The organism is Hoskinsella mucinilytica, assembly GCF_045223415.1.
Lineage (GTDB): Bacteria > Bacillota_I > Bacilli_A > Erysipelotrichales > Erysipelotrichaceae > Hoskinsella > Hoskinsella mucinilytica.
Map to the genome: position 1 here is coordinate 1 of NZ_JBEQZJ010000033.1, position 25840 is coordinate 25840.

At 32.0% G+C, this 25840-nt stretch carries 26 protein-coding genes; 22 read left to right on the plus strand and 4 right to left on the minus strand.

Going from position 1 to position 25840, the window contains the following annotated elements:
* Positions 1 to 165 precede the first annotated feature (165 nt).
* Positions 166 to 900, plus strand: a complete 735-nt coding sequence (locus UGRO018_RS12350; RefSeq protein ID WP_416326798.1) for a MurR/RpiR family transcriptional regulator — start codon at positions 166 to 168, stop codon at positions 898 to 900.
* Between the two features lie 12 nt (positions 901 to 912).
* Here UGRO018_RS12350 and mscL read toward each other — a convergent pair whose 3' ends face one another.
* The gene (mscL, locus tag UGRO018_RS12355) at positions 913 to 1389 is read right to left on the minus strand and encodes a large conductance mechanosensitive channel protein MscL (protein WP_416326799.1); all 477 of its coding nucleotides are present in this window, start codon (positions 1387 to 1389) and stop codon (positions 913 to 915) included.
* A 9-nt stretch (positions 1390 to 1398) separates the two neighbouring features.
* Entirely contained in the window at positions 1399 to 2643 is a 1245-nt protein-coding gene (locus tag UGRO018_RS12360) for an aminopeptidase P family protein (protein WP_416326800.1), read from the minus strand.
* A 130-nt stretch (positions 2644 to 2773) separates the two neighbouring features.
* On the opposite strand from UGRO018_RS12360, the gene ispD reads away from it, so the two are divergent.
* Entirely contained in the window at positions 2774 to 3421 is a 648-nt protein-coding gene (gene ispD, locus UGRO018_RS12365) for a 2-C-methyl-D-erythritol 4-phosphate cytidylyltransferase (RefSeq protein WP_416326801.1), read from the plus strand.
* Positions 3422 to 3449: 28 nt separating this feature from the next.
* Here ispD and UGRO018_RS12370 read toward each other — a convergent pair whose 3' ends face one another.
* Together UGRO018_RS12370 and UGRO018_RS12375 are read right to left on the minus strand one after the other, a co-directional pair.
* Positions 3450 to 4358 carry a Ppx/GppA phosphatase family protein gene (locus UGRO018_RS12370; RefSeq protein WP_416326802.1) on the minus strand — a complete coding sequence of 303 codons (909 nt, stop codon included), beginning with the start codon at positions 4356 to 4358 and terminating at the stop codon, positions 3450 to 3452.
* A gap of 118 nt (positions 4359 to 4476) precedes the next feature.
* Positions 4477 to 5838 carry an MATE family efflux transporter gene (locus tag UGRO018_RS12375; RefSeq protein WP_416326803.1) on the minus strand — a complete coding sequence of 454 codons (1362 nt, stop codon included), beginning with the start codon at positions 5836 to 5838 and terminating at the stop codon, positions 4477 to 4479.
* A gap of 483 nt (positions 5839 to 6321) precedes the next feature.
* On the opposite strand from UGRO018_RS12375, the gene UGRO018_RS12380 reads away from it, so the two are divergent.
* The 20 genes from UGRO018_RS12380 (at position 6322) to UGRO018_RS12475 (ending at position 25830) form a co-directional block, all read left to right on the plus strand.
* Positions 6322 to 6759 (plus strand): DarT ssDNA thymidine ADP-ribosyltransferase family protein, encoded by a 438-nt coding sequence (locus UGRO018_RS12380; RefSeq protein WP_416326836.1) that lies wholly within the window; start codon positions 6322 to 6324, stop codon positions 6757 to 6759.
* Between the two features lie 13 nt (positions 6760 to 6772).
* Positions 6773 to 7780 carry a type II toxin-antitoxin system antitoxin DNA ADP-ribosyl glycohydrolase DarG gene (gene darG, locus UGRO018_RS12385; protein WP_416326804.1) on the plus strand — a complete coding sequence of 336 codons (1008 nt, stop codon included), beginning with the start codon at positions 6773 to 6775 and terminating at the stop codon, positions 7778 to 7780.
* Between the two features lie 686 nt (positions 7781 to 8466).
* Positions 8467 to 9771 (plus strand): exopolysaccharide biosynthesis polyprenyl glycosylphosphotransferase, encoded by a 1305-nt coding sequence (locus UGRO018_RS12390; protein ID WP_416326805.1) that lies wholly within the window; start codon positions 8467 to 8469, stop codon positions 9769 to 9771.
* A complete protein-coding gene (gene loaP / locus UGRO018_RS12395; protein ID WP_416326806.1) occupies positions 9771 to 10295 on the plus strand; it encodes an antiterminator LoaP in 525 nt (174 codons plus the stop codon). Before UGRO018_RS12390 ends, loaP begins: the two co-directional genes overlap by 1 nt.
* A gap of 174 nt (positions 10296 to 10469) precedes the next feature.
* Positions 10470 to 11171: a YveK family protein gene (locus UGRO018_RS12400; protein ID WP_416326807.1), complete on the plus strand. Its 702-nt coding sequence runs from the start codon at positions 10470 to 10472 to the stop codon at positions 11169 to 11171.
* Between the two features lie 3 nt (positions 11172 to 11174).
* The gene (locus UGRO018_RS12405) at positions 11175 to 11966 is read left to right on the plus strand and encodes a tyrosine-protein phosphatase (protein WP_416326808.1); all 792 of its coding nucleotides are present in this window, start codon (positions 11175 to 11177) and stop codon (positions 11964 to 11966) included.
* A gap of 1 nt (position 11967) precedes the next feature.
* Positions 11968 to 12687, plus strand: a complete 720-nt coding sequence (locus UGRO018_RS12410; RefSeq protein ID WP_416326809.1) for a CpsD/CapB family tyrosine-protein kinase — start codon at positions 11968 to 11970, stop codon at positions 12685 to 12687.
* A 15-nt stretch (positions 12688 to 12702) separates the two neighbouring features.
* The gene (locus tag UGRO018_RS12415) at positions 12703 to 13284 is read left to right on the plus strand and encodes a hypothetical protein (protein ID WP_416326810.1); all 582 of its coding nucleotides are present in this window, start codon (positions 12703 to 12705) and stop codon (positions 13282 to 13284) included.
* Positions 13272 to 14711, plus strand: coding sequence for an LCP family protein (locus tag UGRO018_RS12420; RefSeq protein WP_416326811.1), 1440 nt, complete (start codon positions 13272 to 13274; stop codon positions 14709 to 14711). The genes UGRO018_RS12415 and UGRO018_RS12420 overlap by 13 nt, the downstream gene beginning before the upstream one ends.
* A gap of 14 nt (positions 14712 to 14725) precedes the next feature.
* Positions 14726 to 15622, plus strand: a complete 897-nt coding sequence (rfbA, locus tag UGRO018_RS12425; protein WP_416326812.1) for a glucose-1-phosphate thymidylyltransferase RfbA — start codon at positions 14726 to 14728, stop codon at positions 15620 to 15622.
* Positions 15623 to 15637: 15 nt separating this feature from the next.
* Positions 15638 to 16663 (plus strand): dTDP-glucose 4,6-dehydratase, encoded by a 1026-nt coding sequence (gene rfbB, locus UGRO018_RS12430; RefSeq protein WP_416326813.1) that lies wholly within the window; start codon positions 15638 to 15640, stop codon positions 16661 to 16663.
* A 14-nt stretch (positions 16664 to 16677) separates the two neighbouring features.
* Entirely contained in the window at positions 16678 to 17592 is a 915-nt protein-coding gene (rfbD, locus tag UGRO018_RS12435) for a dTDP-4-dehydrorhamnose reductase (RefSeq protein WP_416326814.1), read from the plus strand.
* A 14-nt stretch (positions 17593 to 17606) separates the two neighbouring features.
* Entirely contained in the window at positions 17607 to 18209 is a 603-nt protein-coding gene (gene rfbC / locus UGRO018_RS12440; RefSeq protein ID WP_416326815.1) for a dTDP-4-dehydrorhamnose 3,5-epimerase, read from the plus strand.
* Positions 18210 to 18230: 21 nt separating this feature from the next.
* Positions 18231 to 19424 carry a beta 1-4 rhamnosyltransferase Cps2T gene (gene cps2T, locus UGRO018_RS12445; protein WP_416326816.1) on the plus strand — a complete coding sequence of 398 codons (1194 nt, stop codon included), beginning with the start codon at positions 18231 to 18233 and terminating at the stop codon, positions 19422 to 19424.
* Positions 19421 to 20536, plus strand: a complete 1116-nt coding sequence (locus tag UGRO018_RS12450; protein WP_416326817.1) for a glycosyltransferase — start codon at positions 19421 to 19423, stop codon at positions 20534 to 20536. The genes cps2T and UGRO018_RS12450 overlap by 4 nt, the downstream gene beginning before the upstream one ends.
* 14 nt (positions 20537 to 20550) lie before the next feature.
* The gene (locus tag UGRO018_RS12455; RefSeq protein WP_416326818.1) at positions 20551 to 21738 is read left to right on the plus strand and encodes a Coenzyme F420 hydrogenase/dehydrogenase, beta subunit C-terminal domain; all 1188 of its coding nucleotides are present in this window, start codon (positions 20551 to 20553) and stop codon (positions 21736 to 21738) included.
* A complete protein-coding gene (locus UGRO018_RS12460; protein WP_416326819.1) occupies positions 21739 to 22803 on the plus strand; it encodes a polysaccharide pyruvyl transferase family protein in 1065 nt (354 codons plus the stop codon).
* A gap of 36 nt (positions 22804 to 22839) precedes the next feature.
* On the plus strand, positions 22840 to 23775 hold the full coding sequence (locus UGRO018_RS12465) for a glycosyltransferase family 2 protein (RefSeq protein ID WP_416326820.1): 936 nt from the start codon (positions 22840 to 22842) through the stop codon (positions 23773 to 23775).
* A gap of 26 nt (positions 23776 to 23801) precedes the next feature.
* A complete protein-coding gene (locus tag UGRO018_RS12470; protein WP_416326821.1) occupies positions 23802 to 24962 on the plus strand; it encodes a hypothetical protein in 1161 nt (386 codons plus the stop codon).
* Between the two features lie 73 nt (positions 24963 to 25035).
* Positions 25036 to 25830, plus strand: coding sequence for a glycosyltransferase family 32 protein (locus tag UGRO018_RS12475; protein WP_416326822.1), 795 nt, complete (start codon positions 25036 to 25038; stop codon positions 25828 to 25830).
* Positions 25831 to 25840: the final 10 nt, after the last annotated feature.

Consider the following 25840-nt stretch of genomic DNA (forward strand, 5'->3'; position numbering starts at 1 on the left):
ACATTTTGTAGATAATTTGCTAATATAGATTTTATTGAAAACATAAATCATTTTATATGAGATACAAATCTTTCAGTTTCTAAACTCTTTGATCAAGAGCTTTCATTATCTTTACCATATCAAAGAAACAGTGTAAAATGTAGATAAAGAAAAGGGGATGTCTTGATGTTAACGATTGAACAAGTAAAAAGTCTAAATGAGCTGGAGATGGGGATATATGATTACATTATGCAGCATAAGGAAAAAGTACTGCATATGAAGATCAGAGAGCTTGCGACAGAAGCTCATGTATCTACTACTACCATTCTTCGCTTTTGTAAAAAGGCGGGTTGTAATGGATTTGCGGAATTCAAAATCAAATTTAAGTTGTATCTACAACGTCATGAAGCAATCCGTATCGATCATGATATTCCTTTGATGCTTGATTTTTTCAATAAAATTAATTCAAATCAGTTCTTTAAAGAAATAGAAGAAGTGGCACAAAAAATTCAAGCAAGTGATTTTATCATCTGTATTGGTATTGGGACAAGTGGATTGTTAGGGCAGTATGCCGCACGTACCTTTACGAATTATGGGAAACTGGCATTTAGCATTCAAGATCCTTTTTATCCTATTGCGAAGGGATGCTATGAAAAGTCCTGTGTAATTGCGTTATCCGAGAGCGGAGAAACAACAGAAACGATTCAGCAATTAAAAGGTCTGATGGAAGAAAACAGCACTACCATTGCTATTACCAATAAGGAAGATTGTACCATATCTAGAATGTCAGATTATCATTTTCATTATTATATGCCAGAACAAAGAATGCATCAATTCTATAATGTGACAACACAAGTTCCGGTTATCTTCATCCTAGAAACCTTGGCAAAAAGAGTAAAAGAATTGATGGATGAAGCGTAAAAAAAGCTGTGGTTAATTCACAGCTTTTTCATCCTCTAGAACAGAAGTACAGTGTGGACAACGAGTCGCATGAATATCGATTTCACTCATACAATAAGGACATACCTTCGTATCCGGTTCTGCTTTTTCTTCTACTACCGGTTTTTTCACTCGATTAGCAAGTGTATTCATCGTTTTAACAAGCATAAAGATAACAAACGCCATGATAAGAAAATCTATGACCTGTGTTAGAAAAGCACCATAATTTAAGGTTGCTGCTTTTGCTTCTTGAGCTTGCGCAAGGGAAGCGTAACTTTTTCCATCCAAAGAAATAAACCAGTTTGAAAAATCTACACCACCGGTAAATAAGGATATGATCGGCATGATGACATCATTAACCAAAGAGCTGATGATTTTCTGAAATGCACCACCGATGATGACACCGACTGCCATATCTAATACATTGCCACGCATGATAAATTCTTTAAATTCTTGAATGATTCCTCTCATCATAACCTCCTAACTAGCTGCCTGCATAAACTTTTCAATCTCATCTGCATCTTTGATGATTGCTTCAGAAAGATTGATACAGCCATGTTCTGTAACAAGTACATTGTCTTCGATACGAATACCGATTCCTTCTTCTTCTAAATATAAGCCGGGTTCTATTGTAAAGACATTTCCAGGCTCAATCATATAATTAGATAAAGTGACATCATGTGTTTCCAGACCTAACATATGGGATACACCATGCCAGTAATAATCTTCAACTGTATGTCCGTCTTTTAATAAACCAATATGATCCAATTCTTTTTCATAAAAACGAATCAGTTCATTGTTTAATCCACGTAGTGTTACACCCGGTTTCACAAGACTCATGATATAACGATTTGCGGCTAATACGATGTCATAAATCTGACGTTGTCTTGGAGTAAATGTTCCATTCACAGGGAAGGTTCTTGTGATATCAGCATTCATATACTCAAAAGATGCACCTAAATCACATAATACTAGCTCGTTATCTTCAATATACTCATCATTATCACTATAATGAAGGATGGTAGCATTCTTACCACCGGCAACAATAGATGGGAAACTGTGTTTACAAGCATTGGATTTCACAACAAAATCAAAACAAGCTTCTATTTGATGTTCTCCCATTTCCGGTTCACTTGCCTGCATCATTTGAAGAATTCCCTCATTGGTCACTCGTATCGCTTCTTTTAATTGTTCGATTTCGATATCATCTTTGATCAAACGAAGGCGTGTAATCTTAGCCGCAACATTGGCAAGTTCAATATGCGGATATTGTTTTAATAGTTCACGGCAGAACACAAAAGATTCACGATCTGTTTGATATGGTTCTTGCTTAGTGAAATCCGCATAAACCATGATGCGTTCTTCATGATCATAGATTCTTTGAATATAGCTTCCTAAAGTGTCCATCAATTCTTCTAAAAGATAAATTTCCTCGATATCACTGATGTCACTTGCTTCATCAGGAAGGATCCTTCCTCCAACCCATTTCGCTTGTGTTTCATCATATGGTTCGATAAACAAGATCTCTTTTGTGATTTCGCCCATCTTACATAAGGCTAATACCATATTTTCTTTATCTAATCCGGTGAGATAAAAAAAGTTTCTATCTACCGAAAACTCATATTTTTCATCACCGACCTTATAAGGTGCTTTTCCTGAGAAAAATAAGGTGATAGAGCCAGATGGTAAGGAGCGTAATAATTTTGTTCTTCTTTTTTTATACATTTCAATCAACCTCTCTTCATGTTTTCATTTTACCACAGATGATAGACTTCTCCTATACGAAGATAGGTAAAAACCGTTTACAAGCAATCTTTTGCATACTATAATGATTACAGATATTGGAGATGAGGATATGAAATATACAGCTTTGATCGTTGCTGCCGGGAGTGGTTCTCGCATGGGACTTGGTTATAATAAGATGTTGTATCGTTTTCAAAATGGAAAGACGATACTGGAAACAACAGTAGCAATATTTTTAAAGGATGAGCGTTGCAAAGAGGTAATCGTTGTTGGCGGAAAGGATGATATCAAAGAATATCAAACCATTCTTAAACAGGATCGTATCGTATTTGCGTTAGGTGGAAAGACCAGACAAGAATCTGTTCATCGTGGATTAAAAAAGGTCACTCAAGAGTATGTCTTGATTCATGATGGAGCACGACCTTGGCTTACTATGGATTGTATCAATCATTTATGTCAAGCCTTAGAAGAACATCCAGCTTGTTTATTGATGGTACCCGTCAAGGATACTATCAAACAGGTGAAAGATGGTAAGATTGTGACTACCTTAAATAGAAGTGAATTATGGCAAGCGCAGACCCCTCAAGCATTCTTAACTTCCATTATATTAGATTGTCATGAACAAGCAATTCAAGATCATATTGAGGCTACAGATGATGCACAGCTAGTAGAACTATGTAGTAGTCAATCCGTATATGTTGTAAAGGGTGATTATGAAAATCTAAAGGTCACGACCATAGAGGATATTAAGGGAAGGTAAATCTTCTCTTTTTCTTTATAAAGTGAGGCTATGATGGTAGTTCCAGTATTCTTTCATAAAGATAGCCTTCACGTACACCATAATGGCTAACTTGCATCCTTTTACAATGGAAATAGTTTGCGATTTCAGAAAGAATAAACAAACCGGGCAATAGGGTATGAATACGATCAGGTCTTGCTTTTAAAATGGTATGACAAACTTCCTTTGGCGCATGTTTATAATTTGCATACATGAGATCTAATGCATTACATGGGAATTCTATCGCAAAGGGTTCCTTAAGATAAAGGGCATCTATCAATGCTTCAATGGCACGGATGCTACCTCCTGCTGCACAAAGGTATGGTATTTCCTTAGGAAAATCAGTCGGAAGATGTGCATCCAATTCTTTTCGTACTCTTTGCCTGATTGCTTTTTGTTCACTTTCTTTTGGTAGAAGTTTTGATATATAGCGTTGAAACATCGATAAAGAGCCAATGGGGATACTGAATACCTGATAAATTTTCTTGTTTTTAAAATAAACCAATTCACAACTTCCACCACCTAAATCAAGAAACAGGCCTTCTTGTTGTGAAATATGATGAGAGGCACCATAAAAACTTAACTTGCCTTCTGTTTCTCCTGATAATACATCAATGGATATCTTTGTTTTTTCTTTGATCGTATGCAAAACGATATCTTTATTTTTTAGGTTTCGTAATGATGCAGTTGAGAAAACACTGTAGTTGATGATATCTACACTATGTAATAGTTTCTGAAAGCTTATAAGTACATCACAAAGTAATTGAATACCAATCTCACTGAGCGTTCCTTTCTTTATATAGGATAGAATACCAATGGTTTCTTTTTTCGAAAATAATAGCTGTGCTGTTTGTTCCTTACACTCATATACATTCAAACGTATGGTATTGCTACCTAAATCAATGATTCCATATAGCATGAACTACACCTTCCTTTCCACATATAGTGTATAGAAAAGATGTTAGAACTATATGAAGAAAAGGTTAACGAATGGTTAAAAAAACATTCTGTTTAAGACAGAATGCTTTTGGTTATGGTTATGCTGTTACTGTTTCATATTTCTTTAGCCAATTTCCTCTTTTATAATAGATGAAGAGCCATATTGCGCTGATGACCCAACTGATTGGCCATCCGGCAAAGACAACACCAATGTTTTTAAATATAGGAACACTTGTTAATATCCAAGTCATTCTGACACCGCACCAACAGGTAACCATGACGATCATTGGAATTGTGGTAATACCAGCACCTCGAACGATACCGGCAAAAGCATGAGATAAGGCTAAGAATAAATACCCCGGTACTAGAACATGCATCATATAAAGCCCATAATCAATAACAACAGGATCATTAGAGAAAATTGCCAATACTTGTGGACCGAAAATCAATAAGATTGCGGAGATGACAAGGGTTGTGATACAGCTCATGATACAGCCTGTTTTACCACCCTTTCTAACCCGGTCGTACTTTTGTGCACCCATGTTTTGTCCAGTAAAGGTGGTTAGTGCCATCGCAAAGCTCATCGCTGGTAGAATGACAAAGCCATCAATCTTAGTATAAGAACCACAACCCGCCATTGCTAAGGAACCAAAAGCATTGATATTTGTTTGTACAATGACATTTGAGAAAGAAACAATTGCATTCTGAAGTCCACTAGGAAGCCCAAGTCGTACAATTTCCACGAGCATGTGCTTATGGATCTTAAGCTTGCTTAAGATGACTTTATATTCTCGTTTAGATTTTATGAGCAATAGCATAGTAAGTAACATACTAATAGTTTGTGCAATCAGTGTTGCCCATGCCACTCCTGCAATACCCATTTTGAATACTACGACAAATAGTAAATCCAGTCCTATATTGGTGACTGATGAAATAATTAAAAAATACAATGGATTTTTACTATCGCCAACAGATCGTAGGATACCGCTACCCATGTTATAGAGCATAACAGATACCACACCTAGAAAATAAATTCGCAAATATAAGACGGAATTAACCATAACATCTTCCGGTGTTCCCATCAATTCCAAAATAAGCGGGCTTAAGAGGATACCAACAATCGTCATAATGATACCAGCAATAAAAGTGAAGGCCAAGGACGTATGAATCGCAATTTCTAATGATTCATGATTTCTTGCGCCAAAATAACGAGATATGATAACCCCTGCACCAACAGATAGACCCATTAAAAAACTTACCAGCAGATTAATAAGTGGTGCACTAGAACCTACAGCCGCTAGTGCTTGTGGTCCTATGTAATTTCCAACAACGATGGAATCCACCGCATTGTATAGCTGCTGAAACAGATTTCCCAGTAATAATGGTATGGAGAACAGCAGCAGTTCTTTCCAGATGACACCTTCCGTCATCAGTCCTTTTGTTTTACCATCTTTTTTCATATTCTAAACTCTCCCTCAATACCGTATTATTATACTCCTTCATGTTAGTAAAAGATAGAAGAGATGTGGAAAAATCTGTATTCTTTCATTTCAGTTTAAGAACAAAATCCTAAATACTACTTTTGCCTTAGGGATTGATATTATTTGGGTTCCTATAAATATAGCATTGTGAATTGAATACAGAAATAGGGGGATTTATTCTCGCTTATTATAAAGTCGGCAGTATAGTCGGTAGTTAAATCGGCAGTGAAATCATATATTTAAAGGTTATGATTATGTAAAAATGAAATGAAACTCATTTATATAAAGAAAAAGTATGAATAATTGCTTTTTTGATATAAAAATCGGATTAAATGTTTCTCTTTTTCCATAAAAAAGGTATACTATATAATATAGATGTGAAGTCGGCAGTGAAGTCGGCAGTGAAGTCGGCAGTGAAGTCGGCAGTGAAGTCGGCAGTGAATTCGACGTGATTACATTAAAATTGCAAACCATGGAGAACTGCACGATTATGCTAATTTATATTTTGATGCTCGTAATCCTATGATGTATTACATAATAAATCATAATAATGTTAATGACTTATGCATCATTTGTGTTGATAAAAGAGTTCTTGACTTGAAAGATACTATTGTAACAGAATTAAATGCTGCTTCTGAATTAGCACTATTTGAAAAGTCAGAAAGAGGATTAAAATTCATAAAATTTGAGCAGGTGTTCGCAAAATCTTGGGATGATCCTAATTATTTAGAAAAGATAGAAAAGAAAGCGATTAAATGTGCTGAAGTATTAGTTTTAGGTAAAGTGCCAATAGAATACCTTTTGAAAATCAAAGTAGCTACACAATTGGCTAAACAAGAAGCGGAATCACTGAACTTAGGAGTTCCTATTGAAATAGATAAATTTAAGTTTTTTAAATAGAGGAGTGGTGATTATGATAAAAATGAAAATTGGTAATATTTTTGAATCACAAATGGATGTTTTAGTTAATACTGTCAATTGTGTGGGCGTTATGGGGAAAGGCATTGCAAAAACCTTTAAAACTAATTATCCTAAAATGTTTGATGAATATAAATCTCTCTGTGATAAAAAATTAGTCACTACTGGAAAACTTTATCCTTATCTGGAAAATGAAAAAGTCAAAGTTATCAATTTTCCAACAAAACAACATTGGCGTTCTCCATCAAAACTTGAATATGTTATTTCTGGTCTTGATTGGTTTGTAGGAAATTATAAAGATTTAGGAATAGAATCAATTGCATTTCCTCCGTTAGGATGTGGAAATGGTGGATTAGATTGGGATGTTGTTGGTCCAATAATGTATCAGAAACTTTATGATTTACCAATAGATATTGAGGTCTATGCACCTTTTGGAATAGAAAAAGATAAACTATCTACAAAATTTTTGATGCAAAAATCAGAGAACAAAAATACTGTCGGAGTTATATATGATAAAATAAACGATAATTGGTTATTGATTTTAAGATTAGTAAAATGTTTAGAAGAATCTGAGTATAGTGTTAAAGTGGGTAGAACTATTTTCCAAAAGATATGTTATGTGCTAACGAGGTTTGGCACAGATACAGGATTAAATTTTGTGAAAGGAACTTATGGACCTTATTCATCAGATATAAAAAATATGATTACAGTTTTATCAAACAATAATCTGATATACGAAAAAGAATTTGGAAAAATGATGCTTATTTGTGTGAGTGATAGCTTTAAGATAAACCCGGCTATTTATTCCGAAAAAGATAAAATGTATGTAAATAAAACTTACGACTTATTTAAAAGAATTAAGGATACAAATCATGCGGAGCTTATAACAACTATTTTATTTTCATTTGATCAATTAGCAACAGAAAATACAGTTGTAACAGAAAATTTGTTATTTGATTATATAATAGATTGGAAAAAAAAGATATCATACAAAAGAATATGAATATCAGATAAGGGAACTTTCTAAAAGCTTGACATCATTAAAAATGATTGACGTAGATTACAGCAGAGATTTTAAACTAAGCGAAATGTATTAAAAATATTTAATCAATATTAGGTTGATGAAATATAAGATGAAGATTATTAGATGCTGTAAGGCAGAAATAGTCTTCATTTTTTTTGTTTTTTCATAAAAGATATGCATATACTTAATAAGAATTAAGTTTGCAATGAGAAATTTTATAAGATTAATTCTAACGTAAAGGCTTTCAATTAACACAGATTGAAAATAAAATCATTAAGTCTAAAAAAGATTACAAAAATAGAAAATAAATCTTGAATGAGAAGATTATATGTAGTAGAATGAATTAGGTTACAAAATTGAGGAAAAGAATACAATAAGCGGCAGTGTTCATTTATGTATAGGATTATGAATGCTCTATTTTTTATCAAAATAATCTATAAATCTTATGTTATTTAGACTATTTAGATATAAAAAAGAGTGGTTCTCTCAATCAGGATATCTATACATTAACCTATACGTTTATAGATGTTATGCAACCTCAATTAGAACAAAAGGAGGGGAAAGAAAGCAGACCGGTAACGGTCATATGAATTTCAAAAGCAATGAGGACGAAAAAAAATATAAGTTTCATTAGTTTTCTACTAGAGCTTATCTTCATTCTTTTTATGACATTGCTGATGCGTAATTCTGTTGATTATTCTTTGCGTTTTGTGATTCTTTATCTTATGATCCAAGCCATGTTTGGGCATTATCGTGTTTCTACTTTATTGATTTGGGAAGAAATTGAATTGTTGATAAAGAGCCATCTTTGTTTCTATTTTGCCAGCCTCTTATTGATCGACATAGGAAGATATAGCATCTATCTAATGGTGATTAATTTGGTGATTACATTATTGGCATTTGTGTACAGTGTATTGATCAATCGAGCTATTCGTATTGTGATGCGTAATTCCTCAAAAGAAAATGTATTGATCATTGGTACTGGCAAAGAAGCAGCTCAGCTTGCTCATGTATGTAAAACCAATCGTTTTTCTTTGATGGATGTGCAAGGCTTTATTAATGTCAATGATGAAAAGCTATTTCCTAATCTACATCAAGAAGTTCTGGTAGAAGGCGATATTTATCCAGTGATCGATCTTTTAAAGAAGATATCAGATTTGGATATCGATACAGTTATTATCGCAATTCCAAATGTTTCTAGAAGTCAAATGAATCATTTTATGAGTATCCTTTACAATCAAGTGGAGAAAATCAAATATCTACCACAAACATCTAGTTTGATTACCTTTGATACAAAGGTAGAAGACTTTGATGGGTTGCTTGTAGTATCTACATCAAGAGGGATGACGAATATTGGAAGTAGAATAATGAAACGAGTAATTGATATTCTTGGTGGATTAGCAGGATGTTTATTATTACTACCATTGATTTGGTATGTTCGTAAGAAGAATCATGAAAATGGAGATAAAGAACCTATTTTCTTCACACAAGAAAGAATCGGTAAGGATGGTAAGCCATTCAAGATTTATAAGTTTCGAACAATGGTACCTCATGCAGAGGAAGTTCTAGAACAATTGATGGAAGATGATTCGGCAATCAGAGAAGAATATGAAACAAACAAAAAGTTAAGAGATGATCCAAGAATTACAGTAGCAGGAAAAGTATTAAGGGAGAAAAGCCTCGATGAGTTTCCACAGTTTATCAATGTGATAAAAGGACAAATGAGTTTAGTAGGACCAAGACCATATCTACCAAGAGAAATCAAGGATATGGGAATGTATTATAACAGCGTGATCGGTTGCACACCTGGAGTTACCGGAATGTGGCAGAGTCATGGAAGAAGTGATGTTAGTTTTGAAGATCGCCTACAGATGGACGATTACTATTATAGAAATTGGAGTATCTGGTTGGATATGACGATACTGATCAAAACAGTAAAGATGGTATTCAAAGGTGAAGGAGCACTCTAATGAAAGATACAAATTGGTATGTATTGTTTGTGATGGGTGGAAAAGAAAAGCAGATATGTGATTTTCTGAATCAGGAATGTAAGGTCTGGAAGGCGTTTATACCTTCTATTGAAATCATTCATACGAAACAAGGAAAAGAACATATCGTAGAGAAAGTAATGTTTCCAAGTTATCTATTCATAGAAAGTGAAATGAAACAGAAAGAATTCCAGAACAAGCTAAAAAGTGCGAAGCAGAAAAAGACTGGAATCATAAAGGAATTAAAGTTTGATGAAGAAACTCCAGCATTGAGAGATTATGAGCGAGATTATCTAGAAGGATTATTGAATGATCAGTATAAAGTGATACCGTCTACTGGATATATCGAGCATGATAAAGTGATGATTACTGATGGTCCTTTAAAAGGCTATGAAAGTCATATCACAAGAATAGATCGACATAAGAAGAAAGCAGTCTTGAGTCTTGATCTATTGCATAAAGAAGTCAATGTGACAGTTTCTTTGGAGATTATAAAAAAGATCTGAATCAGCGTAATAGTTGTCATAAGAGCACTTTACAAAGATACAAGGACATACATAACCGTTCAACACTATAGGTGGGGGAAGGGAGAAGTGTGTCTTTTTTTATTAAGCATCAGCCGTTATGACTGTTAGATAAAACATAATCTTCCATATAGTATTTATAAGAGGAGATAAACAATGAATCAACTAGATGAAAAAAGAGCAGAAAATGAAGAAATTGAAATAGATATCAGTGCATTATTAAAGTTGTTAAAAAAGAACATAAAAATGATCGTATTAAGCACTATATTATGTGCTGTTCTTGCATTATTGATCACGACTTTTTTTATGTCTAAGAAATATGCAAGTTCCGCACGTATCTATCTAAAACCCAATGTGACAGATCAAGGTGTAGTAGATTATAATACGCTGACATCAAACTCTAAAATGGTAAACAATTATATGTCTTTGATGCAAGGTGAAACGGTTCTTTCTAAAGTCGCAGAGAACCTAAACATTAAAGATGTAGAAGAGATAAAGAATTCTTTATCAGTAACAAACTTAAACGAAACAGAGATCATTATTGTGAAAGCTACCACAGATGATCCTACAAAATCTCAAGCAATTGTGAAGAATACAGTAGATGTATTCTTTGAAGAAATGAAGGAAAAGTTGGATATCAAAAACATGACGATATCTGATCAACCTAAGGTAGATGAAACACCGGTTTCGCCTAGCAAGAAAATGAATACTGTTATTGGTGCGGCACTTGGTCTTTTCTTGTCCTGTGGTTATGTATTCCTTCAGTATCTGTTTGACAAGAGATTGAAAACAAAAGCAGAAGCGGAAAGTTTTCTTGGTGTTCCGGTATTAGGAGAAATTCCTTGGTTTGAGGATTAAGATATGAATTTCATTGATATACATAATCATACTGCTTGGGAAATTGATGATGGTATGCCTTCAAAAGAAGATGCTATACAATCATTAGAACAAGCAAAAAAAGATGGTATTACTGCTATGATTTCTACTCCACATTTTGTGCCAGGAACACAAAAGGATGCTGAGATTCATATGATAAACGAACGTATTCAGGAATTAAAAGAGTTGGCAAATTCTTATGATATTAGCGTTTATTCAGGATCAGAGGTGTTCTTGAATCATGAATATCTGGATATGATTGATCAAAAGCAATTTCATACGCTAGCAGGATCTCATTATATCCTTGTGGAGTTTGATGTGCGAAGGAATATGGACAACAATGACTACGCAGAAGATTATCTTTATGAATTGACGGTTCGTGACTATATCCCAGTCATCGCCCATGTGGAGCGTTATTTTCCAAAAGGCATTGATTTAGATCGAGTACAGGGTTGGATCGATATGGGTTGCTTTGTACAAGTGAATCGAACGAGTATTCTTGGAACACATGGTGATGTTTGTAGAAAGAATGCGGAAAAGCTACTTACAGAAGGTATGGTGCATATCATCGCAAGCGATGCACACCGCTCTCAGGGTCATAGAATCACAAAACTGTCGGATGTTTATGAAGAGATTGCTAAAGATTATGGAAAAGAAAATGCAGCACTTTTGTTGAGAGATAATCCAAATCATATTTTACATGATGAGGAGTTAGAAGAGATGCAGATAGTAAAGAAGAAATCTCTATTCGATAAATTCAGAAGGAGAGGAAGATAAGATGGAACGAAAACTAACACCGAAACGACATACAGGGAAGAAAAAGACAGGAAAACAATCACAGTTTGATTTTTCTGAAGTGTATCGCCAATTGAGAACGAACATTGAATATTCTCAATTTGAAGGGGATATTCAAGTGGTCAATTTGACCAGTACAAATCCTGCAGAAGGAAAAAGTAGTGTTGCGAGTAATTTAGCAACCGTAAGTATTGCGAAATATCATAATGTACTTTTAATGGATTGTGATTTAAGAAAGCCGGTACAACATAAGATCTTCAATGTATCTAATAAGATGGGATTAAGTAATTTGATGAAGAACTTTGATAGTTTTGATGTGAATGAAGATACTTATTTCCAGAAGTTCAAGGACAATAATAGTGATGGAAAGCTATATCTACTTACTAGTGGAATGAAGGTCCCAAATCCACAGGAGTTATTATCTAGTGAAAAATTCAAACATTTGATGGAGCAATTGAGAACAAGATTTGATTTCATTGTGATAGATTGCCCACCTGTAGATGCAGTAGCGGATGCGATTCCGGTTAGTCGAGTAACAGATGGAACAGTGTATGTGGTATCAGCAAAGGAAACGAATAAAAACGATGCGAAGGCAGCATTGACACAGTTAAAAAGAAATGGTGCGAATATCCTTGGAACGGTATTAACAAAAGTAGAGGCAGAAGCAAAACATTATTATGGCTATTATTATAGTGAATCGTAATAGTGGAGAACTATTATGAACTATTTTTATGCTTATCTGCCAACGGATGAAGAAAAGAATCAGATTCAGAAGTTTTCTCAAGGCGATTCTTCTCATATTTTTTTCGATGATATTGAGAATGGACCAATTTGGAATCATTTGATTAAAAAAATCAAAAAGAAAGACAATGTTTACATTCCATCCATTGATAAGTTTTCCTTTGAAGAATTGGATTTAAAAGTGAAATTGGAAACCTTAAAGAAATTACATGTGCATCTATTAAATCTTGAGGAAAAAGAAATTGACATTGATTTAATTCTCGAGGTTATGAATTTTGTAGAGACAAGTAAAAAAGAAAGAGCAAAGCGTCTACAAAGAGTTGGGATAGATCGGGCTTTAGAAAAGAAATATAAAGGGGAAGGTAATTTTGGCAGGCCAAAGACACATTTACCTGTCGATTTTATAGAAAATATTCAGAGAATTGCGAATAAAGAAATGACGCATGAAGCTTATCGAGAAATGATTGGAATGAAGCGTTCTACTTATTACAAGCAGGTGCGAGAAGTGAAGGATGCGATGGAGAAAGCGAATAAGGAGGCGGGTAAATGGAAAATATAAAGAAATACGGAAGACATTTCTTTTGGGTAATGCAACTATTGATAAGCCTTTATTTATTGTATAGTATTTATCGTTTTTTACCTATGAAATATCTATTAATTGCTATTTTGGTTCTAGGTTTATTACTTGGACTTGTGATTTTTATGCAAATTTCGAATAAGACGAATCAGGCTGTAAAAATCGGTAGTAAAGTGTTAGCGATTGTTTTGAGTGTTCTGATGTTATTTATCAATGTCAAGATTGTTAATAAAGCACAAGAAACCATTCATAAAATTTCAAATGGCAATGTGGAAACGACAACGGTTTCTGTATTAGTGAAAAAAGATAGTTCATTTGATAAGATTGAAGATTTAGATGGAAAGTCTTTTGGCATCATGAAAGAAATTGATCGAGAAAATACAGATTTTATGTTGAATCGTTTGAGTGGTCAATTTACAAATGAAATATCAAAGACAGAATATAAAAATGGGGAAGAGATGTTGTCTGAATTATTGGATGGAAAAACAGATGCCATCATTATGAATGAAGGCTTTCGGGATAGTTTTGATTTGATCAACAACAAGTTTGAATCGGAAACAAAGGTTATTTATACTTTGGATCGTGAGAAGGTTATTGAGAATCTAAAGACAGCAGCAGTTACCAAAGAAAGCTTTGTTGTTTATATATCAGGAATTGATACAACTGGTCCAATTTCTACAACCAGCAGAAGTGATGTCAATATGTTAATGGCAGTGAATCCTGTAAAGAAAAAAATTGGCTTGGTCTTTATACCACGAGATTATTATGTTCCTTTGCAATGTCATGATAATGTTTGTCCAACAGGTTCTATGGATAAGTTGACACATGCTGGACTATATGGCGTAGAAGTTAGTCAAGCAACAATTGAACATGTGTTAGGAATTGATATTAATTACAATATACGTATTAATTTTGATACGTTAACGACGATGGTAGACGCACTTGGTGGTATTGATATTACTTCTGATCAGAATGTGACCCTATTACATGGGGAAGGATGTAATATCAAACAAGGTGTTAATCACGTGAATGGGAAATGTGCACTTGGATTTGCGAGAGAACGTTATGCTTACAATGAGGGAGATCGCCATCGTGGTGAAAACCAGCAAGAAGTTATCAAAGCAATGATCAATAAGCTGACGACAAGCAATATCATAAAGAATTATGAGAGCATTTTGAATGGTGTGCAGGGAATGTTTCAAACAAACATGACCACAGATGAAATTACTGCATTGATTCAGATGCAAATAAACGATATGAGCAAATGGGAAGTAAAGAGCACGTTGGTAGATGGTAGTGGAGATATGGTTCCTACGTATTCTTATGGTGCTACTCCGTTATATGTTATGAGGCCAGATAGTGAATCAATCATACAAGCAAAAGCAATGATAGATCAAATTATCAAATAAGGAGATTAAAGAAAATGAAGGGAATTATATTAGCCGGTGGTTCAGGAACAAGATTATATCCATTAACAATGGTAACATCAAAACAATTACTACCAATATACGACAAGCCAATGATTTATTATCCATTGTCTGTGTTAATGAATGCAGGTATCAGAGATATTTTAATTATTTCAACACCACAAGATACACCAAGATTTAAGGAATTATTAAATGATGGAAGCCAATTTGGTATTCATTTAAGTTATGCAGTACAACCATCTCCTGATGGATTAGCACAAGCATTTATCATAGGTGAAGATTTTATTGGTGATGAATCTGTAGCAATGATCTTAGGTGATAATATTTTTGCTGGACATGGATTAAAAAAGCGGTTGAAAGCGGCAGTTGAAAATGCTGATAATGGAAAAGGCGCAACAGTATTTGGTTATTATGTGGATGATCCAGAACGATTTGGTATTGTAGAATTTGATAAGGCAGGAAAGGCTATTTCTGTGGAAGAAAAACCAGAGTATCCAAAAAGCAATTATTGTATTACAGGATTATATTTTTATGATAACAAGGTTATAGATTATGCGAAAAACTTAAAACCATCTTCAAGAGGGGAATTAGAAATTACTGATTTAAATAAAATCTATCTTGAAAAAGAAAAGTTGAATGTAGAATTATTGGGTCAAGGATTTACTTGGTTAGATACTGGAACACATGAAAGCTTAGTAGAAGCAACTAATTTTGTACAGACGATTGAAAACCACCAGCACCGTAAGGTTGCATGTTTGGAGGAAATCGCCTTTTTAAATGGTTGGATAAATCGAGAAGATGTACTGAAATCTTATGAAGTTCTAAAGAAGAATGAATATGGAAAATATTTAAAAGATGTATTAGATGGAAAATACATAGATGTATTACGTTAGAAAGAGGGAATAAGGATGAGTAAAACAATTATAGTTACGGGTGGTGCAGGATTTATTGGTAGTAATTTTGTGTTTTATATGTTGAAAAAGTATAAGGATTATAGAATCGTTTGTTTAGATAAATTAACATATGCAGGAAATTTATCTACATTAAAATCTATCATGAATCATCCAAATTTTAGGTTTGTGAAAGCAGATATCTGTGATCGAGAAGCAGTTTATCGATTATTTGAAGAAGAGAAACCAAATGTTGTGGTAAATTTTGCGGCAGAATCACATGTGGATCGCTCTATTGAAAACCCTGGAATATTCCTTGAAACTAATATCATGGGAACAGCAATTTTATTGGATGCTTGTAGAACTTATGATATCAAACGTTATCACCAAGTTTCTACAGATGAAGTATATGGAGATTTGCCATTGGATCGACCAGATTTATTTTTTACAGAAGAAACACCGATTCATACAAGTAGCCCATATAGTTCTTCTAAAGCCTCTGCAGATCTTTTGGTATTAGCATATTATAGAACCTATGGACTTCCAGTAACGATATCAAGATGTTCTAATAACTATGGACCATATCATTTTCCTGAGAAACTGATTCCTTTGATGATTGCGAATGCATTGAATGATAAACCATTGCCAGTGTACGGAGAAGGTTTGAATGTGCGTGACTGGTTATATGTAGAAGATCATTGTAGTGCAATAGATTTGATTATTCATAAGGGGAAAGTCGGAGAAGTCTACAATGTAGGTGGACATAATGAGATGAAGAATATTGATATTGTGAAAATCATCTGTGAAGCATTAGATAAACCTGAAAGCCTGATTACTTATGTAACAGATCGTAAAGGACATGACATGCGTTATGCAATAGATCCTGAAAAGATACATACAGAATTAGGATGGTTACCTGAAACAAAATTTGAAGATGGAATTAAGAAGACGATTGACTGGTATTTAAACAATCGTGAATGGTGGCAAGAAATTATTTCAGGCGAATATCAGAATTATTATACAGAAATGTATGAGAATCGATAGGTAGGTTGAAGAGTATGAAAGTAGTTGTTACTGGGGTTGCTGGACAACTTGGTTATGATGTGATGAATGAATTGAAAAAAAGAGGGCATGAAGCAATTGGTACAGATATTGCTCCTTTTTGTCATGGTAGTATAGATAATTCTGCTACAACAAACCAACCATATTATTCTTTAGATATCACCAATAAAGAGAATGTACAAAAACTGTTACTTGGTCATAAACCAGATGCAGTTATACATTGTGCTGCATGGACTGCTGTAGATATGGCAGAAGATGAAGCGAATATCAAAAAAGTTAGGGCGGTAAATGTTGAAGGAACAGAAAATATCGCTCAAATTTGTAAAACATTAGATTGCAAAATGATTTATCTAAGTACGGACTATGTTTTTGATGGACAAGGTACAGAGCCATGGAAACCTGATTGTAAGGAATACAAACCGCTTAATGTATATGGAAAAACAAAGCTAGAAGGAGAACAAGCCGTTTCGTCATTATTAGAAAAATATTTTATTGTACGTATTGCATGGGTATTCGGTTTAAATGGGAAAAATTTTATTAAAACCATGCTGAATGTGGGGAAAACACACGATACAATCAAGGTAGTAAATGATCAAATCGGTACACCAACTTATACTTATGATTTGGCTCGTTTACTTGTTGATATGATTGAATCGGATAAATTCGGATATTATCATGCAACCAATGAAGGCGGGTATATTAGTTGGTATGATTTTACTTGTGAAATATTTAAACAGGCAGGTTATTCAACAAAGATAGTACCTGTTACAACAGAAGAATATGGATTATCAAAGGCGAAAAGGCCTTTTAACAGTAGACTAGATAAATCCAAACTAGTTGAAAATGGATTTTTACCATTGCCAACTTGGCAGGATGCGTTAAGTAGATATTTAAAACAAATTAAATATTAGAAAAGAGGGATAATATGGGACAGATTAAGGTTAGTAATTGTCCGATTGAAGGCTTGTATATTATAGAGCCAGCTGTACATGGAGACTCTCGTGGATATTTTATGGAAACATATAACCAAAAGGATATGCAGGAAGCCGGATTAAATATGATATTTGTGCAAGACAATCAGAGTATGTCTACAAAAGGAGTTTTAAGAGGTTTACATTTTCAAAAACAATATCCGCAAGGAAAACTAGTAAGAGTAATCAAAGGAAGTGTTTTTGATGTTGCTGTAGATTTGAGAGAAGGCAGTAAGACTTATGGGCAATGGTATGGGGTTGAATTAACAGAAGATAACAAGAAACAGTTTTATATTTCTGAAGGCTTTGCACATGGTTTTCTTGTATTAAGTGATGAAGCAGAATTCTGTTATAAAGTAACAGACTTTTATCATCCTGGGGATGAGGGAGGTTTAGCTTGGAATGATCCGAGTATAGGAATAAAATGGCCACAGCTTATTGGTGAATATCAAGGATCAGCGAGTGGGGAGAGTTATATGTTAGAGGATGGGACTAAGCTAAAGCTAAGTGATAAAGATCAAAAATGGTTAGGGTTGAAGGATACCTTCCATTTTTAATTGATGGAGGAAATGAATAATATGCAACATGTTTTTATTATAGGCAGTAAGGGTATTCCTGGAAACTATGGGGGATATGAAACTTTTGTTGATAAACTTACAGAGTATCATAAAGATGTAAAGGATTTAAAGTATCATGTTGCCTGCAAAGCAAAAGATACCAATGAATTTGAATATCATAATGCTCATTGTTTTAATATTAACGTTCCCAATATTGGACCAGCTCAGGCAATCTATTATGATGTTGCGGCATTAAAATATTGTTGCAAATACATAAAGGAGCACCATATTTCACATCCAATTGTTTATATTCTAGCATGTAGAATTGGCCCATTTGCAGGACATTATCAAAAGAAGATTCATAAACTCGGTGGAAAGGTATATGTTAATCCAGATGGTCATGAGTGGATGAGAGCTAAATGGTCAGCTCCAGTAAGAAAGTATTGGAAGATATCAGAACAGTTAATGGTAAAGCATTCTGATTTATTGATATGTGATAGCAAAAATATTGAAAAATATATATTAGAAACTTATGATAAATATCATCCAAAGACAACGTTTATTGCATATGGCGCAGAAACCCGAAGAAGCAATTTATCTAATGAAGATTTAAAACTAACAAATTGGTTTAAAGAAAAAGAATTATCATCTAAATCTTATTATCTAGTAGTAGGAAGATTTGTGCCTGAAAATAATTATGAAATTATGATTAGAGAATTTATATTAAGTAAGACAAAAAGAGATTTAGTATTAATAACGAATGTAAGCGACAAATTTTTAGAGAAATTAAAACGAAAGACAAGTTTTGAAAGAGATAAAAGAATTAAGTTTGTAGGAACTGTTTATGATAAAGAACTGTTGAAGAAAATTAGAGAACTATCTTATGCGTATTTACACGGACATGAGGTAGGTGGGACGAATCCTAGTTTATTAGAGGCATTAAGCAGTACAGATTTAAATTTACTATTAGATGTTGGATTTAATAGAGAAGTAGCTGAAGACGGGGCCTTGTATTGGAAAAAAGGAAATGGAACATTAGCAAAACTTATTAATAAAATAGATGAAATGGCTGAAAGCGAAATAAGTAATATTGGTCAGAAAGCTAAAAAGAGAGTGGAAACTGAATATTCTTGGGATAAAATATCTAGTGATTATGAAAATAGTTTTAAAATTGGGTTTCAAAATAAAAGTAAGTGTAAAGGGGATTTAAAATGAAGGTTTTAATGCAAAGTAGAAGGAATTTTTTTTGTTTATCTGGAGGCGATACAATTCAGCTAACAAAAACAAAAAAAGAATTAGAAAAATTAGGTGTAAAAATTGATCTATCGACAGAATTAGAGCCTGACTTATATAAATATGATTTTATTCATTTATCTAATTTAACTAGGATTCAAGAAACATATATTCAAGCAAAAAATGCAGTTAAGCAAAACAAAAAATTTGTTTTGTCTACAATCTATTGGCCGATGGAGGAATTTGAGAAAGAAGGACAAAGGGGATTGCGCAAAATAGTGAATAGTATCTTATCTTTGAATAATTTAGAAAGAGTTAAAGCAATTGTGAAAATTATAAAAAATAAAGAAGAACGGCATAAAGGAAATATAGCAGTTATATTTAGAGGATATAAAGCTATGCAAAAGTATGTAGTGAATAATGCGAGTCTCTTTTTGCCAAACTCATATATAGAATTTGAAATGATGAAAAAGCATATCTGCCCAATAGATGATGATAAATGTATCATTGTACCAAACGCTATTGATAAAGAATTCGCAAAAGAAAGCCTAAATGCAGTAAGTAATGATTTTGAGGAATTCAAAGATTATATTATATGTGTAGGAAGAATTGAACCTAGAAAAAATCAACTTGCATTAGTGAAAGCTTTAGACAATACCAATTATAAACTCTTGCTTGTTGGACAGGTGTCTGATAATCAAAAAAAATATTATGAAGAAATAAAACCGTATTTAGAAAAAAATAATTTTGTGCATATCAAAAAAGTTGATAATTATCAATTATATAATCTCTTTAAAGTTTGTAAAGTCAGCGTATTGCCAAGCTGGCTTGATACTCCAGGATTGGTAAGTTTAGAAGCAGGAGCAATGGGCTGTAATCTAGTAGTAAGTGATAGAGGTTCAACAGAAGAGTATTTCAAAGATCATGCTGAATATTGTCAACCTGATGATCTAAGAAGTATAAAAAAAGCAATTGATTCTGCATATCAGAAAGAAAATGATAGTGAATTACAGAAATTAATTTTTGAAAAGTATACTTGGAAAGAAGCTGGAGAAGTTACTTATAAAGCGTATAAAATGATTATGAATATTTGAAATGAGGAAATTTGATGATAAAATTTGATTTTGATAAATTCTGTTATGGCTGTACAGCCTGTGCTTCCATATGCCCAGTTTCTGCTATAACATTAGAGCAAAATAATGAAGGGTTTATAGTACCTAAAGTGAATGAGGATAAATGTATACAATGCAATGCATGTGAAAGGATTTGTATATTTTTAAACCCACTTAAATCTAAAAAAGATTTGAAATCTTCTAAATTCAATATAATGAGCTTGACAAATATAAAAGAATTACTAAAAAGTACATCAGGAGGCGCCTTTTATGCTATTGCTAAACACTTTATTGAAAATGAAGGATATGTTTGTGGATGTGCATGGAACAAAGAAATGAAAGCTGAGCATATAATCGTAAACACTTTATCTGACTTGGAAAAGCTTCAAGGATCAAAATATGTTCAAAGTGACATTAAGGCATGTATGGAAAAGGTTAAAATTTTAATTTCTGAAGGAAAAAAGGTGTTATTTAGTGGTACCCCTTGTCAAGTTGAGGCAATAAAGCGTGTTGTTAATAACTCTGAGTTATTATTCACGTGTTCTTTATATTGTGAAGGAGTACCATCTCCTAAAGTTCTTGATAAACATATAAAATGTTTAGAAGAAAGATATAATAGTAAAATAATCGATATAAAAATGCGAGAAAAAAAGCCATATGGATGGAATGCACCTAGAGCTGAATATCAATTTTTAAATCAAAAAAAATTATGTAAACTGAGCTATCTTAATGACGAATATATTGAGAGTTTTATTCAAGGTTTGTTTATGAGAAAAAGTTGTTTTAATTGTCATTATAAAGGTTCTAATATAGAAGCTGATTTTATCCTTGGAGATTATTGGGGTGCAAATTATTCAGATATTAAATCTAATAATAATCAAGGACTTTCAAGTGTAATAGTAAGAACTCAAAAGGCTGATGAATTAATAAATAAAGTACAAAACATTCATCTCATGGAAAGTTCCTATGAAAAAGCGGTAAGAAATAATAATAATTTAATTACTTCTATAAAAGAAAATGAGCATCGTGATGAGTTTTTTAAAAATATTGATGATATGGACTTTTTAATTAATGTAAACAGATTTATAAATTATAATTCTATAAAAATGAAAGCTACAGATTTTTTTGATAAAACAAGGCTATATAAATTATTAAGATTTATTCGTAATAGGAGGATTAGATAAATGAAAATTGCTTTAATAACTTTGCATGATACAGATAACTGCGGATCTAGTTTACAGGCATTTGCTTTACAACATTATTTGTTATCCATAGGTCATGATTGCGAAATTATTGATTATGTTCCATCCTATACTAAAAATAATGGAAGACCAATAAAAAACTTTCTAAAGAAATGTATATATTTCAAAGATAAAAAAAACCAAGATATATCTTTCAAAAAATTCAAAAATAGTTTTATGAAATTATCAGATTTAAAATATAAAACTTTTGAGGATTTGAGACAAAGGCCTCCTATTGCAGATATTTATATGACGGGAAGTGATCAACTATGGAATACATATTTTAAGTGTGGAAAGGATGATGCCTATTATTTGAAATTTATAAATAATGTGAAAAAAGTATCCTATGCTGTTAGTCTTGGTAGAAATAATTATACAAATGAAGAAATTAAAGGATTAATTGAAAAAACTAAAGATTATGATAAGATAACAGTTAGAGAGTTAAGTTCAATGGAAATATTAAAAATTAATAATCGAATTGATGCAGAACATGTCTGTGATCCTACATTATTACTAGAGAGGTCAGTGTATGAAGAGATAAAAATAGATTTATTAAAAGAACCATACGTATTTATTTATCTTACATTAGAATCTGATTTATTAGATTTAACAATATTAAAGATTAAAAAGATATATCCTAATCATAAAATTGTTTATTATGGATCATTCAAACCACATTGTCATTGTGATATACACATTCGAACAGCAGGTCCTCAGGAATTTTTAGGGTTAATATATAATGCTAGTTATGTTATTGCTGGCTCATTTCATGCAACAATTTTTTCTATAATTTTTAGAAAAAATTTTATTATATTACCTAGTAAAAACAATGAAAGAATGATACAACTATTAGAAATGTTAGATTTGGAAAAGAACTATATCACTTATGAAACTGATCTAAGTTTCATAAGTAATAACATTGACTATAATCATATATACGAAATCTTGGATAAACATGTGGATTCATCTAAAAAGGTATTGATGGAAATGTGTAATGAAAATAAATAATTTAATGTAAGATAGAAGAATATGAGGTAAATAGATATGAATAATAAAATGATTAGCATAATTGTTCCAGTATATAAAGTAGAGAATGAACTGGAGCGATGTATAAAAAGTCTTATAAAACAGACATATGAAAAAATTGAAATAATTCTTGTAGATGATGGAAGCCCAGATAATTGTCCAAGAATTTGCGATAGTTATGCGAAAAAGGATAATCGTATCAAAGTAATTCATAAAAAAAATGGAGGACTTTCAGATGCTAGAAATTATGGACTAAATGAAGCAAGTGGAGACTATATTTTATACGTAGATTCTGATGATTATTTAGAATTAGATGCATGTGAACAACTAGCAAAAGGAATTACTTCTGATGTAGATTTTATTGTTGGCGCCATGAAAAAAGTAGTTGGCGATAAAGAAAGTTATTTAAGACGATCTGATATCTTACCTAATAGAGTATATTCGGCAAAAGAATTTGCTATTGCATCTATAAAAAATAATGAATGGTTTGCAGGTGCTTCTTTTAATTTGTATAATAGAAAATTTTTGCTAGATAATGAATTGTTTTTTAAAGTAGGATATATGTTTGAAGATCACCAAATGCTTCCCAGATTATATTTGGCAGCCAATAATATAATATATATAGATTATCCTTTTTATAATTATATCATAAGAGAAGAATCAATAACGACTTCACCCAATTCACCAGAAAAAATTAAAATGATTTTAGACATATATAATGAATGGATGGATTTAATAGGAAAGATAAATGATTATGAATATCAAAGATATTTATATGGAGCTTTAGTTAAATATTATTTATATAACGCAAGAAATAAGAAATTTATAGGATGGCAAATTAAAGGCCTTGATTTTAAATTTTCATTTAAGTACGCTTTAAATTTAAAAGAAAAGTTAAAGGTGATATTTTTTTCAATATTTCCAAATCTTTACATAAATATGAAAATAAATTAAGAAATGGAATGCCGAGGAGGAAATAGATGCAATTTTTTACGCAAAAGCAAATTAAAATTACAAAAGAAAGATCCGATGAAATACAAGCTACTTTGATACCATTTGCAATATTATTTCTTATGCTAATGTTAAAAAAAACTTATTACTTTAATCAGAGTTCTTTTTTTATGAGTTTATTTAATATTATAGAGTGGCCAATGTACGCACTTCTATTTTTTATTGGTATACATAAAAAGCATTATCAATATAAAGAAATCATTATCGGTATAAGCTTATTAATAGTATTTATGATTACCTATATAAAGTCAGGGTTTGCAGAGCCATTAAAAGGAACTATTATAGTATTCGGAATGAAAAATATTAATTATAAAGATTTAATTAAGACTATGTATTATGTATTAATTGTTTCAATAATAGTTACATTACTGATGTATATTTTAGGGATTTCAGATGCAGGTGTACAGAGGAGAGGCTCAATTGCTCTAGGCTATATTCAAGTAAATGCTATAGGTTTTGTTCTTATGTTTCTAACTTTTTTAAGTTTATTAAAAAGTGATAATGTAACTAATAAAAATAAGTTTTGGTTATTATTGATTAATATATTTGGTTATATTATTGCTGATAGCAGAACTGGATTCATATTAGCTTGTTCATCTATATTTTTAATGAGTAAAACGGTTTATAAATATATTAATAATCATAAATTAATTAGTACAGTCCTATCTATATTGCCAATTATTTGTTGTATAATATCTGTAATAACTGCCTTAACATATGAAACTAATGTAATATCTCAAATACTTGATAAATTATTGACGAATCGAATTTGGCTAAATCATTATAATCTGACTCATTATAAAATACCGCTTTTTGGTCAATCAATTAGTCTGTGGAATATGACAGATTCTTTTTATAATCCAGTAACTAAAGTTTGGTCGAACTTTATGACTGTGGATAGTACATATGTTATTTCTTTACTTTGTTTAGGCTTAATATCTACTATAGTTATTTTAATACTGTATCAAAGATTGATTATTAAATTGAGGAATCATAAATATTATGGAACTATCATTGTTTTATCATTATTATGTTTATATGGATTTACCGAATCAAGTATGCTAAGCATTTTTATGTTTTTTCCTTTTTTGATTATGCTAAACGATGATTTAAAATATAGAATATCTTAGATAATAATGAACTTAATAAAATATTTAGTTATGAATATCATTAATATGGATTAGAGAGAGAGGTTATGATAAATTGATACCCAAAATTATTCATTATTGTTGGTTTGGAGGTAATCCCTTACCAGAATTAGCAATAAAATGTATTGAAAGTTGGAAAAAGTTTTGCCCAGAATATGAGATAATCGAATGGAATGAGAATAATTTTGATTTAAATTGCTGTGCTTATGTAAAAGAAGCATGTGAAGCTAAGAAATGGGCTTTTGTTTCAGATTATGTTAGATTATGGGCTATGGTAAATTATGGCGGTATTTACATGGATACTGATGTGGAAATGGTTAAACCAGTAGATGATTATTTAAAACATGAAGCATTTTCTGGATTCGAAAGTAATCATTCAGTGCCTACAGGAATAATGGCTTGCGAAAAGGGTTTTTCTCTTTTTCTAGAATTATTATCTGATTATGATAATAGACATTTTATTCTTGAGAACGGATCTTATGATCAAACAACTAATGTAATTGCTATAACTAAAACTTTAGTTAAGTATGGATTGGTTTTAAATAATAATATACAAACCGTGAAAGGATTCACTTTATATCCATTTGATTTTTTTTGTGCTAAAAGTATTGCAGATGGCTGCTTGTATATTACTGAAAACACAAGAACTGTTCATCATTTCTCAGGTTCATGGCATACTCTGACTGAGAAAAGAATAATGAAAATTGAGCAATGGACTAACATAAAGTTTGGGGATAGATACGGAAAGAAAATAGCAAGAATTATTCATTTTCCCCTAAGAGTTCTTGCGAAATTTAAGGAATTAGGTCTAAAAAAAACCGTTTTATTTGTATTGAAAAAATTGAATTGAATATGCTAAG